Source organism: Desulfovibrio sp., assembly GCF_019424165.1.
Lineage (GTDB): Bacteria > Desulfobacterota > Desulfovibrionia > Desulfovibrionales > Desulfovibrionaceae > Desulfovibrio.
The window spans coordinates 1-12,142 of sequence record NZ_JAHZAA010000005.1; the positions used below are offsets into that span (position 1 = coordinate 1).

A 12,142-nucleotide genomic window follows, 5' to 3' on the forward strand; every position below is an offset into this window, starting at 1 on the left:
CCGACGATGGGACTTGAACCCGCAACCTGCTGATTACAAATCAGCTGCTCTGCCAGTTGAGCTACGCCAGCGGCAAGAGTGCTATTTAGCCACTTCCGTTCCGCTTGGCAAGTAAAAAATGCATTTTCATGCAATTTTTTTAAAAATTCCGCTTATTCGCCGATTTTTCAGGCTTGCGGACAGCCTCTGCCTCGAAAGAAAAACAGGATTTTCAATGAACAGGGGCGGAAGCCGGTTTCGGGGCCGCTGAAAACCTGTTTTAGTCCCGCGTGCGGCACGCTACGGTACAGCGTTCAAGCCCGGCCATATCCCTGTGGGTAACCGGCGCCTCGAACAGGCCGTGCTCGCGCAACAGGCGGCGTGTTGCCGCGCCCTGTGCCGCCCCATGCTCCAGCAGCACGCGTCCGCCAGGTACGAGCGCCCATGCGGCGGCCTGTATGGCGGCTGCGAGATGGGCCAGTCCCTGGCGTGGTGAAAAAAGCGCACTGTGTGGTTCGTGAACCAGCACTTCTTCCATTACCATGCTTCGCTCGGATTCGGCAATATAGGGCGGATTGCTCACCAGCATGCTGTACACACCCCGTGCCAGAGGTGGTCTGGTCATATCCCCGGCCAGACACCATGCGCGGTTTTGGACGCCGAGACACGCGGCATTGTGCCGGGCTGTCTGCACGGCCCCCGGGCTGATATCCACCAGCACACCCTGCCAGTGCGGCAGTTCCAGGGCCAGTGTAATACCTATGCAGCCCGAACCGCAGCCCAGATCCACAAAGCAGGGACCGTGAGCGGCAAACGTGTCTTCTGTTCCGCTGTGCCGCAAGCTTTGCCTGTCCGCAGTGCCGATGAGTTCCTGCGCTGCTTCAAGGGCCTTATCCACAAGCAATTCGGTTTCAGGCCTGGGGATGAGCGTGTGCGGTGTGACGGTAAAATTGCGCCCGTAAAACTCTTTGCTGCCCGTGATATGGGCCAGCGGTTCTCCGGCGGCGCGGCGGGCCAGCAGGGTGTTCAGCGTCTGGATTTCGTGCGCATGCAACTGTCGCCCGGCCTGCATGACGCAGCCAAGGCGGTCAAGCTGGAGCACTTTTTCTGCCAGTACCTGCGCGCAAAGGCGGGGGCTGTCTACCCCCGCCTTTTGTAATGTTTGCGCAGCTTCAATCAGATATTGACGCAAAAGCACCGTTTTCAGGCTCCGGCTTCAGCAGTGGGCCGTTCATTTCCGGTTTCGTCCTTCCGGCGGCGTCGCGCCGGGACCGCAGGCTTGGCCGGGCGGGCAGCCACCACATCCTTTTTGCCCGAGGCTGTCTTGCTTTTGCTGTTCCTGTCGCCGCTTTGCCCCGCACCCGATGCGCCGCCTTTGCCGTTTTTGCCTTCAAAAACCAGGGGCAACAGCTCATCGTAGTGATGCACAGGGTGCACGGTAATGCGTTTGAGCAGTTCCTTGGGCACGTCTTCAAGATCCTTGGTGTTTTGCCACGGAATGACAACATGCTTCAATCCGCGGGCCACACCGGCCAGGATTTTTTCCTTGATACCGCCTACGGGCAGCACCCGGCCCTGAAGGGTGATTTCGCCGGTCATGCACAGGTCGGCGCGCACGCGGCGGCCGCTGAGGGCCGAAATCAGGGCTGTTGTAAGCGTTACGCCTGCAGAAGGACCGTCCTTGGGTGTGGCCCCTGCGGGGACGTGCACATGGATGTCGTATTCCGACACAAAGGACGGATCCACTCCCAGCTCTTCAGCGCGGCTGCGTATGTAGCTCAGGGCGGCCTGGGCGCTTTCTTTCATGACGTCGCCCAGTTGTCCCGTAAGGGTAAGGCCGCCCTTGCCCTTCATTACCGTGGCTTCCACAGTGAGCACTTCCCCGCCGGCCGGGGTCCAGGCCAGGCCCAGAGCCATGCCGGGCATGAGCTTCTTTTCTTTTTCGTCTTCAATAAAGCGGGGCGCGCCCAACAGCTTTTCCACATCAGCGGTGCTGACCTTGAAAGGCCCCTTTTTACCTTCAGCCTTGCGGCGGGCCAGCTTGCGGCATATGGAAGACAGTTCGCGTTCCAGGTTACGCAGGCCCGCTTCGCGCGTGTATTCACGTATAACTTTTTCCAGGGCTGCATCGTCCAGCGATACATCCTTTTCCTGCAAGCCGTTTTCCTTGATCTTTTTGGGCAAAAGATGCTTGCGGGCTATCTCGGCTTTTTCCTGCATGGTGTAACCGGGCAGGGTGATGACCTCCATGCGGTCGCGCAGGGGGGCCGGGATGGTCTCCAGATGGTTGGCCGTGCACAGGAACATGACCTTGGAAAGATCAAAGGGTACGTTCAGGTAATGATCGCTGAAGGTGTGGTTCTGTTCCGGATCCAGCACTTCCAGCAGGGCGGACGAAGGGTCGCCCCTGAAGTCTGCGCCGAGCTTGTCCACTTCATCCAGCACAATGACGGGGTTGCGTGTACCCGCCTGTTTGAGGCTCTGGATGATGCGGCCGGGCATGGCCCCGATGTAGGTGCGCCTGTGCCCGCGTATCTCGGCCTCGTCGTGCATGCCGCCCAGGGACAGCCGCTGGAACTTGCGGCCCAGGGCGCGCGCGACGGAGCGCCCGAGAGACGTTTTGCCCACGCCGGGAGGTCCCGCAAAGCAGAGGATAGGCCCCTTGGATTGCGGATTAAGCTTGCGCACGCTCAGGAATTCGAGAATGCGGTCCTTGATTTTTTCCAGGCCACAATGGTCTTCATCCAGAATCTGCTTGGCGTGGGCGATATCCAGCCTGTCACGCGAGAGTTTTTTCCAGGGCAGTTCCGCCAGCCAGTCCAGATAGGTGCGCACCACGTTGGCCTCGGAAGAATCCGCGTGCATGCCGGCCAGACGGCGCAATTGCTTGTCGGCCTCCTTGCGTACGTCCTTGGGCATGCCGGCCTTGTCCAGGGCTGCCCGCAGGCTTTCCAGCTCTTCTTCGCCCTCATCGTCCTTGTCGCCAAGTTCGCTGCGGATGGCCTTGAGCTGTTCGCGTAAAAAGTAGTCTTTCTGGGCCTTGTCCATGCCTTCGCGGGCCGAGCTCTGAATGCGGGCCTGCACGGTGGCTACCTCAACCTCGCGCTGCAACTGGGTGTTGACCAGCATGAGGCGGTCCAGCGGGTCTTCCGCTTCAAGAATCTGCTGTGCGTCGGCGGTCTTCATGCGCATGTTGGCGGCGATGAGGTCGGCCAGGCGGCCGGGATCATCCACGCCTTGCAGCACTGCCAGCACGTCCGGTGAAGAAAGCCCGCGCAGGGACAGCACTTTTTCGCTCTGCTCGCGCACGGAGCGCAGCAGGGCCTCAACAGTGGCGTCTATCTTGGGGGTGGCTTCGGGCAGGGTTTCAATGCGGGCTTCAAGAAACGGCTCCACCTGGCTGAATTCGCGCACACGGGCGCGGCTGACGCCCTGCACCAGAATTTTTACCCGCGAGTCGGGCATCTTGAGCATGCGCATGACCTGCACCACGGTACCCACCTGATAAATATCTTCGGGGCCGGGGTCTTCGGTAGCTTCTTCTTTTTGTGCGCAGACAAGCAGGTGCCGACCGCTCTTGAGGGCCGCTTCAACGGCCTGAACGGACTTTTCGCGTCCGATAAAGAGCGGCAGGATCATGTAGTTGAAGATAACCACATCGCGCACGGGCAGGATGGGCAGAGTATCGGGAATGCTCTGCATGGCGGCGGCAAGGCCGCCTTCGCTTTCGGCCAGGTCGTGCCCGGGATTTTCCACCGCGCGCGGATCTTCGTTTTCGATGCCAGGCCCGGTGTCGGAATCAGGCCCGCTCATGTGCAACAAATAGTTCTTGTCGTTGTAATCGGCCATATATTCTCCCTGACTGCCTATATGGTCTGCATCTGCGTGATGCTGTAGCAGTCTCCCTCTGTAACAATAACGTGATCAAGAAAACGCAGGCCCAGTTGTGGCGCAAGCCTTTGCAGTTCCGCGGTAAAGGTCTTGTCCGCCTCCGAAGGGGCGGGATTGCCGCCGGGGTGGTTGTGCACCACGATAATGCCGCTGGCCTTGCGCAACAGCGCCGCTTCAAACACGTCTCTTGGCTGTACGGGAACCTCGGCCACGCCGCCCTGGCGCAAGCGCTCCCAGGCTGTAAGCCTGTTGCGCTGGTCAACCAGGGCCAGCCAGCATTCCTCATGGGGGCAGCCGGCCAAACGGCTCTGGGCCATACGGGCCACCGCCTGTGGGGTGGCAAGAACCTCGCGCTTGCGCACGGCCGAGTCCGTATAGCGGCTATAGGTTTCGCGCAGAACCGTGAAGAAGATCATGAGTCCCGGTCCAAAGCCGGGTACGGCCAGAAGTTCATCAGGTCTGGCATCCATAACGCCCCGGATACCGCCGAAGCGGCGCAACAGCTCCTTGGCCAGGGGTTTGGTGTCCTTGCGTGTGAGACTGTACCCCAAGAGCAGCTCCAGAACCTCATAGTCCGCTATTCCGGCGGGGTCGCGCTCAAAGCGTACGCGCAATCTGGCCCGGTGGCCTGTATGCGATGGTATGGAACCTGACGTTGTTGTCATAAGGTAAGCAGTCTTGAAGGTTATGCAAGAGGGCAGGGGAATGACTACAGGGAAATTATCGTTTCAGGGACCAAAAAACAAGGCGCAAGGCCCGCCCCGGAGGCGCTCACGCGCGGCCTTGCGCCCGAGCGAAAAGGGCCGTCATGCGGGCGGCCAGAAAGTCCAGGCTCTGGTCCGGGCTGCGACGGCCGCTTTTGACCTGAAGCTCGGCATCTACTATCAGGGACATGCCCTGGGCGATGGCCGCCGGGCCAAGCCGCCGGGCAAGCTGCTTTTTGGCAGAGGCATCCTGCGGGCGCATACGTGGGTTTTCACCGGCCTGGCACTGCCACAGAAGGCGCAGTTCGCGGGCCAGCAGGGCCAGCAGGGAAAAAAGCAGGCTGTCGCCGTCCTTGTTGCGCGCAAGTTCTTTCCATACCGCGGCCAGGTTGCCAGCCTGCATGTGACGGATGCAGGCAAAGACATCGCATTCCGGACTCCACGAGGCTGTGGAGATCATGGCCAGGGTGACGGGGGTGCCGGCCTCCTGCTCCTGTGCGCTGTCTGTCATGGCGCGGCGCAGCAACATAAGCTTTTCCAGTTCATTTTCTATGGCCAGAGCATCAGGCGGCACGGAGGCGCAGAACTGTTCGAGGGCGTCCGGGGCAAAACGCAGACCCAGCGCCTGGCAGCGCTGCAACACATGCTTTCGTACCGTGCGCTCGCCAAGCCCTTCTTGCCGCCATATCCAGCCTTTTTTGTCGGCAAAGGCCATGCAGGGCAGCTTGCCCAGATGGGCGGGGACTTTGGGCTGGCCGCGCTCCCAGTTGACTTCAAGACAAAAAAAGGGCCAGCACTGGTCGGATGGACGGGCCAGAGCATGGGAAATTTTTTTCCACACGGCGGCGGGCCACAGATTGGCCTGGCGTACCACCAGCGCGCGGGGCGCGCCGAAAAGGCCCTGTAGGGTAAGATGTTCCCAAAACTTCTGGGGAGGCTCTTCATCGCCCCAGTACACGTGGCGCTCCCACTGTGTCGGCGCGTTTTGCGGCAGCAGGCCGCCCCCGACAGCCGGAGGGTATGCCGACAGTTGCCGGACGAGATGCTCGCGCAACAGTTGCCCGTCTGGGCAGACAAGGAAGGAAAAACCGGGACGGGTGGTGCTCATAACCCCATCATAGCGGTAAAAGTTTTTGTGGGGAAGAGTTATGGGGAAGGGAAGCGCTGTAAAGGCTTCCCTTCCCCATAGTATATTTTCGGCCAATTCCCGGGTGCAGCCGGGCCTGGAGCTTTTTTGCATTGTGACGGTGCGCCTCGCCCTCAAGAGCAGGCTTCTTACGCTGCCGCCGGTGCAATGGTAAAATACTCCGGTTTTAACTGGCTACGATGTTGACCAGCTTGCCCGGAACCACCACCACCTTGCGGACGGTCAGCCCGGCCGTGTGGCGCTGCACCGAGCTGTCGGCAAGGGCGGCCTCTTCCATAGCGGCCTTGTCGGCCCCGGCAGGGATGTCCACCGTGCCGCGCAACTTGCCGTTGACCTGAAGGGCCACCGTGACCGTATCCTGCGCCGTGGCTTCCTTGTCCCACTGGGGCCAAGGTTCATCAGACAGGGATGCGCCATGCCCCAAGCGGTTCCACAATTCTTCGCAGACATGTGGAATTATGGGCGAAAGCAGCGTAAGCACCGTGGCCATAGCTGAAGAGAATACGTGCTTGTCGCCTTCGGTGGCCCCCATTTTTTCGCGTGAAATGTACATGGTGTTGACCAGTTCCATCACAGCGGCAATGGCTGTGTTGAACTGGAAGCGGTCTCCCATGTCTTCTCCGGCTTTTTTAACGGCCAGGTGTTCACGGCGGCGCAGCTCGCGGGCTTCGGGGCTTTGGGCGTCCTGGGCCGTCGATGCGCAGGCCTTGAGGGGCAGCAGACGCGCCTGTTCTTCCATAAAAAGCCGCCATACGCGGTTGATGAAGCGCGAGGCCCCCTCAATGCCCGAGTCGGACCAGTCGAAATCCCTTTCGGCTGGGGCGGCAAACAGGCAGAAAAGCCGTACGGTGTCTGCACCGTATTTTTTGATCATTTCTGTGGGGTCAACGACGTTGCCCTTGGATTTTGACATCTTGCCGCCGTCTTTGAGCACCATGCCCTGCGTGAGCAGGTTGCTGAAAGGCTCGGCAAGGTCGGGCGGGAAAAATCCCATGTCGCGCAGCACCTTGGTGAAAAAGCGGGAGTAGAGCAGATGCAGAATGGCATGCTCCACGCCGCCGATGTACTGGTCCACAGGCAGCCAGTATTTCACCGCATCCATATCAAAGGGCTTTTCGGTGTCGCGGGCGCTGGCAAAGCGTGCGAAGTACCATGAGGACTCCACAAAGGTGTCCATGGTATCTGTTTCGCGCCGGGCCTGGCCGCCGCATTGGGGGCAGACGCACTGCGCGAAAGACGGGGTATCGGCCAGGGGCGACCGGCCGTCGCTACGGGTTTTTACGTCCAGCGGCAGCAGCACGGGCAGATTTTCTTCCTTTTCCGGCACGGCCCCGCATTTGTCGCAATAAATTATCGGGATAGGCGCACCCCAGTAGCGCTGGCGTGAAATGTTCCAGTCGCGCAGGCGGAACTGGGTGGTAGCCTTGCCCTTGCCGCTTTTTTCAAGGCTCTGGGCCACGGCTTTTTTGCCGTCTTCGTTGGGTATGCCGTCAAACTGGCCGGAATTGACCATGACGCCTTCGCCGGTATAGGCCTCGGTCATGGTTTCGGGCGCAAGTTCCTGCCCTTCGGGGCAAATGACCACCTGTACCGGCAGGTCGTATTTGCGGGCAAACTCAAAGTCGCGCAGGTCGTGAGCGGGAACCCCCATAACCGCGCCCGTGCCGTAGTCGGCCAGAACAAAATTGCCGAGCCACAGGGGAACGCGCTGCCCCGTAAAGGGGTGGAGCGCGTAAGCGCCGGTGAAGATACCTTCTTTCTCCATCTGGTCGGACTGGCGGTCCAGGCGGTCCATGTTGCGGATGCGCTCCACAAAAGCCCGGACTTCATCGGCTTTTTCGTAGCCCTTGATCAGGTGCTCAACCAGGGAGTGCTCGGGGGCCAGCGTCATGAAAGTTACGCCGAAGACCGTGTCGGGCCTGGTGGTAAAGACATCAATGCCCTTTACGCCTTCCACGCTTTTTTCGAGATCAAAGGTAATGGCCGCGCCGGTGGATTTGCCTATCCAGTTGCGCTGCATGGCGATGACGCGCTCGGGCCAGCCGCCCTCAAGCGTGCTAAGATCATGCAGCAGCTCATCGCCGTAGGCAGTGATCTTGAGAAACCACTGGGTCAGGTCTTTTTGCACCACGCGGCTGTCGCAACGCCAGCACAGGCCGTCAATAACCTGCTCATTGGCCAGCACCGTATGGCAGGAAGGGCACCAGTTCTGCGGGGCCTTCTTGCGGTAGACAAGCCCTTTTTCCAGCAGGCGCAGAAAAAACATCTGTTCCCACTGGTAATATTCGGGTCGGCAGGTGGCGATTTCACGCGACCAGTCATAGGAATAGCCCAGCCGCTTCAATTGGGCGCGCATGGTGCGGATATTGGCATAAGTCCATTCCGCGGGATGGGTGTTGTTTTTGATGGCCGCGTTTTCCGCAGGCAGGCCGAAGGCGTCCCACCCCATAGGATGCAGCACGTTATAACCCTGCATGCGTTTGTTGCGCGCGACCACATCGCCGATGGAATAGTTGCGCACATGGCCCATGTGTATGTTGCCCGAAGGGTAGGGGAACATTTCGAGCACATAGTATTTGGGCTTGTTGCTTTCATGGTTGCAGGCAAAGGCGTTTTCTGCCAGCCAGCGGGCCTGCCATTTTTCTTCAATTGCTTGCGGATTGTAACGTTCTTGCGTCATGGGGCATACCGGTTCAGATAGATGGATTTGAGGATGCGCCGCAGCGTTGCAGCTCGCCGTTTTCCAGAGCCTTGGCCACAGCGTCGAGAATGCCGTCGATGAAATTCTTGGCATTGTCTTCACCAAACTGGCGGCTCAGCTCCAGAGCTTCGTTGATGGCCACTTTGGGCGGTACATCAGTACGAAAAACAAGTTCATACGCCGCAAGCCGCAGCAGGGTCAGTTCAACCCGGCCCATGCGGTCCACGCGCCAGTTGTGCGAAAAGCGACTGATGGTCTCGTCCAGAGCAGAGCTGTTGCTCCATACCCCTTCCACGAGCTCCCAGGAAAAGCCGCAGGCTTCCACAGGAATACCGCTTTCCTCACTGCGCGCCAGATTGTCCGGCGACATGCGAAAGCTGCGGCGCAGCTCTTCAAGGGAGCGGGCCGGTGTGAAAGAGAGACCGTACAAAACCTGAAAAGCCAGCTCACGTTCGCCGCGTCTGGTGGCATTTTTGCCTTTGGCCATGAGTTTACAACTGCTCCATAACGCGGATGGTTTCCAGCATGGCGGCCGCAGCTTCCACGCCCTTGTTGCCTGCCTTGGAACCGGCGCGCTCAATGGCCTGTTCGATATTGTCGCAGGTCAGCAGGCCAAAGCCAACGGGCATATTGTGCTGCAGCATGGCCAGGGCAATGCCCTTGCTGGCTTCAGCGCACACGTAGTCAAAATGGGGGGTTCCGCCACGGATGACAGCGCCCAGAGCCAGGATGCCGTCATACTTGCCGGATGCGGCCAGCTTCTGGCAGATCAGGGGCATTTCGAAAGCGCCGGGGATGCGCACCATGGTCACGTTTTCCATGTCCAGGCCGTGACGCTCCAGGTAGTCCAGCGCGCCGCCCACCAGGCGGTCTACAATAAAGTCGTTAAAGCGGGTGGCCACAACGGCCACCTTGAGGCCCTTGGCGTCCAGCTGGCCCGCAATGGTTTTCACAGTGCTCATGGCGACTCCTCGGCGCAATGATGCGCCCTGTTCCTTCGTGATCTATGGGTTATAAAAATGTCATGCAAACGCGTCTGCGCCCGGCGAACTCCACCCGGCAGGGGCGGTTTCTGCGCATGGCGCAAAAAGTATGGCATGACGCTTCTGCACGGCTCCATGCCGCGCACGGTCATTACCATATGAAAGGTCTATAGAAAACCTTGCCGCAGCAGAAAATCTTTGCTCAGTCCCGATGCTTCAGGGGTGGCCGTGTCGCCGTTTGTGCCGTTTCCGGCCCAGGGACCCAGCAGCCGGCGAACGTATTTTCCGATGAGGTCGGTTTCCATATTGACCGTCACGCCCGGCCGCCAGTGCAGCATGGTGGTGCGTTTTTGCGTGTCGGGGATGATGTTGACCTCAAGAAAATCCGGGCCGCAATCATTGACCGTAAGGCTTATGCCGTCAAGAGACACAGACCCCTTGGGGATAACCTCCGCACCGAATTCGGCGGGAAAGGCAAGGCGGCAGCACAGGGACTGCCCGGTCCGGCGTACTTCGCGCACAGTGGCAAGACAATCCACGTGGCCGCTCACCAGGTGGCCTCCCAGGCGGTCGCCCATGGCCAGCGCCCTTTCCAGATTGACCAGATACCCGTTTTGCAGGCCGCCCAGGGTTGTGCGCGTGAGTGTCTCGGCCGAGGCGTAAGCTGTGAAGGTGTCGGCCCCGTGTTCTTCCACGGACAGGCAGGCGCCGTTAACGGCAATGGATTCGCCATCAATGATGTCGGGCAAGGTAAACAGAGGGCGCAGGCAGATGCGGCATTCCGCACCGCTTTTACGTATGGAGCGCACCTCGCCCTGTCCCTGTATGATACCGGTAAACATGGCTTCCTACTTTTCTTCCACGGCTTGCAGCGGGCGCAGTTCGATATGGATGTCGCCCCCGCTGATGTGGCTGCCTGTTACGCGCATGCGCAGGGCTTCGTCCAGGCTGAGGGGCGCACGGCCGGAAAAAAGCGGTTGCGCGTCCGCGTCTCCCAGAATCATCGGGGCCATATGCAGGCGAAATTCATCCACAACACCGGCCTCAAGAAGGCTGAGGGCCAGATGTCCGCCGCCTTCGCACAGCAGATAGGGGCAGTCCAGCTCTTCTCGCATTGTCCGCAGCATATGGGTCAGGTCAGGCCCACCGCGCAGGCTCGGCCCCAGTGAAAGAACGCGCATGCCCATATCGCGCAGGGCCTTGGCTGTGGTAGAGGCCGCCGCAGCCGGCGAGGCCAGAAATACGGTCTGCTGGGGGCGTTCTTTGAGCAGGTAAAAATCGGCATCCGGCTGGGGCAGGCGTGAGGTGAGCACGCAGGCCAGGGGTTGCGGGCCGAGAGGTTCGCCCTCATTGATGGGGCGCACGGTAAGCCGCGGATCGTCAGCCCTGAAGGTGCCGCCGCCCACGAGCACAGCGCCGCCGCAACGGCCTATGCCGGCCCTGAGACGCTGCACTTCCTGTCGGGATTCTTCCGAGCTGATCCACTGTGACTCGCCCTTGCGCGTGGCTATGCGGCCATCAAGCGTGGCGGCCATCTTAAGGATCACATAAGGGCGTTGCGCCTGCTGCCAGACAAGAAAGTCGGCCACAAGGTCCCGGCAGTCATCTGCGCAAACGCCTTCAATGACTTCAAGGCCGGATTCGCGCAGGCGGCACGCGCCCCCGCAGGCTTCAGGATTGGGATCGGACAGGCCCACCACAATTTTTTTTATGCCTGCGCGCAGCACGGCATCGGTGCAGTGGGGAGTTTTGCCCTGATGGCGGCACGGTTCAAGCGTGACAACCAGCGTGCACTGAGCCGGATCTATTCCGCGTGCGGCGGCGTCGTTAAGGCAGTCCACCTCGGCATGGTCCAGTCCGAAGGCGCGATGCCAGCCCCTGGCGACAATCTGACCATCACGCACAAGAACAGCCCCGACCATAGGATTGGGGCAGGTCTTCCAGCGGCCCTGTTGTGCCAGCGCGATGGCTTCACGCATAAAGGGGGTGTAATCCAGTTCAGACATGGCTACTCCGGCTGGGGGCTTATGGCGGGTGGGGTAAAGTCCAGCCTTTCCAGTTGAACCCCGGCTTCCTTGAGCATGGTAGTGGCAAGCTCGTCAGGATAATGCTCGGCGTAATAAATGCGCCTTATACCGCAGTTGATAAGCATTTTACTACATTGCACGGGTGGTGCAGTACAGTTCGGCTCCGCTGATATTTATGCCGTGCACGGCCGCCTGGATGATAACGTTTTGCTCCGCATGCAGCCCCCGGCAGATTTCGTGCCTCTGGCCCGATGGAATGCCCAGCTGTTCGCGCAGGCAGCCCACCTCAAGACAGTGGGGAACCCCTGCGGGCGCGCCGTTATAGCCGGTGGCGAGAATGCGTTTATCCTTCACGGCAATAGCCCCCACCCGGCGGCGCGTACAGGTGGAGCGCCCACTGACAAGGTAGGTGATGCTCATGAAGTATTCAGGCCAGGGCAATCTTTGCATGGGATATCCGTTAAATTTTTCGCTAGTGTACATAGTGGAAGCGTAAAAGCCAAGCCAGCGGTTCGGGCTTTTCGGCGTAAAGGCTTTTTCACCGGAGCGAGACGCAGTCTCTTTTCCGGTATTCCGCAGGCTGCGCATGGGCAAGGTTGACTGACATTGCGTCGCGCAGCGACGGCCCGGAAGCCGTGAACCTCCGGGCCGCGATGGTCGTTGCAGGCAAGGCCTGCCGGTGCTGCCGGACCGTAATCAGGTCACTGAAG

The 12,142-nt window shown here is 60.0% G+C and carries 9 protein-coding genes and 1 pseudogene; all 10 read right to left on the reverse strand.

Features of this window, described 5'->3' with window-relative positions; genetic code table 11:
- Window positions 1-259: 259 nt before the first annotated feature.
- A complete protein-coding gene (prmC, locus tag QZ377_RS03525) occupies window positions 260-1,177 on the reverse strand; it encodes a peptide chain release factor N(5)-glutamine methyltransferase (protein WP_291439587.1) in 918 nt (305 codons plus the stop codon).
- A 5-nt stretch (window positions 1,178-1,182) separates the two neighbouring features.
- On the reverse strand, window positions 1,183-3,828 hold the full coding sequence (gene lon, locus QZ377_RS03530; RefSeq protein ID WP_291439589.1) for an endopeptidase La: 2,646 nt from the start codon (window positions 3,826-3,828) through the stop codon (window positions 1,183-1,185).
- Between the two features lie 17 nt (window positions 3,829-3,845).
- The gene (gene radC / locus QZ377_RS03535; RefSeq protein WP_291439590.1) at window positions 3,846-4,535 is read right to left on the reverse strand and encodes a DNA repair protein RadC; all 690 of its coding nucleotides are present in this window, start codon (window positions 4,533-4,535) and stop codon (window positions 3,846-3,848) included.
- 106 nt (window positions 4,536-4,641) lie between these two features.
- A complete protein-coding gene (locus tag QZ377_RS03540) occupies window positions 4,642-5,682 on the reverse strand; it encodes a DNA polymerase III subunit delta (RefSeq protein ID WP_291439592.1) in 1,041 nt (346 codons plus the stop codon).
- A gap of 205 nt (window positions 5,683-5,887) precedes the next feature.
- The gene (gene leuS, locus QZ377_RS03545) at window positions 5,888-8,401 is read right to left on the reverse strand and encodes a leucine--tRNA ligase (protein WP_291439594.1); all 2,514 of its coding nucleotides are present in this window, start codon (window positions 8,399-8,401) and stop codon (window positions 5,888-5,890) included.
- A 13-nt stretch (window positions 8,402-8,414) separates the two neighbouring features.
- Entirely contained in the window at window positions 8,415-8,909 is a 495-nt protein-coding gene (nusB, locus tag QZ377_RS03550; protein WP_291439596.1) for a transcription antitermination factor NusB, read from the reverse strand.
- 4 nt (window positions 8,910-8,913) lie between these two features.
- Complete coding sequence (gene ribE, locus QZ377_RS03555) at window positions 8,914-9,384, reverse strand: 6,7-dimethyl-8-ribityllumazine synthase (protein WP_291439599.1); 471 nt, start codon at window positions 9,382-9,384, stop codon at window positions 8,914-8,916.
- Window positions 9,385-9,572: 188 nt separating this feature from the next.
- A complete protein-coding gene (locus QZ377_RS03560; RefSeq protein ID WP_291439601.1) occupies window positions 9,573-10,247 on the reverse strand; it encodes a riboflavin synthase in 675 nt (224 codons plus the stop codon).
- A gap of 6 nt (window positions 10,248-10,253) precedes the next feature.
- Complete coding sequence (gene ribD, locus QZ377_RS03565; protein WP_291439603.1) at window positions 10,254-11,411, reverse strand: bifunctional diaminohydroxyphosphoribosylaminopyrimidine deaminase/5-amino-6-(5-phosphoribosylamino)uracil reductase RibD; 1,158 nt, start codon at window positions 11,409-11,411, stop codon at window positions 10,254-10,256.
- Window positions 11,412-11,413: 2 nt separating this feature from the next.
- A pseudogene (locus QZ377_RS03570) lies at window positions 11,414-11,882 on the reverse strand (cytidine/deoxycytidylate deaminase family protein).
- Window positions 11,883-12,142: the final 260 nt, after the last annotated feature.

Excerpts from the sequence above, each read along its gene's own strand:
- lon (WP_291439589.1), bottom strand. The coding sequence starts at position 3,828 with ATGGCCGATTACAACGACAAGAACTATTTGTTGCACATGAGCGGGCCT.
- radC (WP_291439590.1), bottom strand. The coding sequence starts at position 4,535 with ATGACAACAACGTCAGGTTCCATACCATCGCATACAGGCCACCGGGCC.
- QZ377_RS03540 (WP_291439592.1), bottom strand. The coding sequence starts at position 5,682 with ATGAGCACCACCCGTCCCGGTTTTTCCTTCCTTGTCTGCCCAGACGGG.
- leuS (WP_291439594.1), bottom strand. The coding sequence starts at position 8,401 with ATGACGCAAGAACGTTACAATCCGCAAGCAATTGAAGAAAAATGGCAG.
- nusB (WP_291439596.1), bottom strand. The coding sequence starts at position 8,909 with ATGGCCAAAGGCAAAAATGCCACCAGACGCGGCGAACGTGAGCTGGCT.
- ribE (WP_291439599.1), bottom strand. The coding sequence starts at position 9,384 with ATGAGCACTGTGAAAACCATTGCGGGCCAGCTGGACGCCAAGGGCCTC.
- QZ377_RS03560 (WP_291439601.1), bottom strand. The coding sequence starts at position 10,247 with ATGTTTACCGGTATCATACAGGGACAGGGCGAGGTGCGCTCCATACGT.
- ribD (WP_291439603.1), bottom strand. The coding sequence starts at position 11,411 with ATGTCTGAACTGGATTACACCCCCTTTATGCGTGAAGCCATCGCGCTG.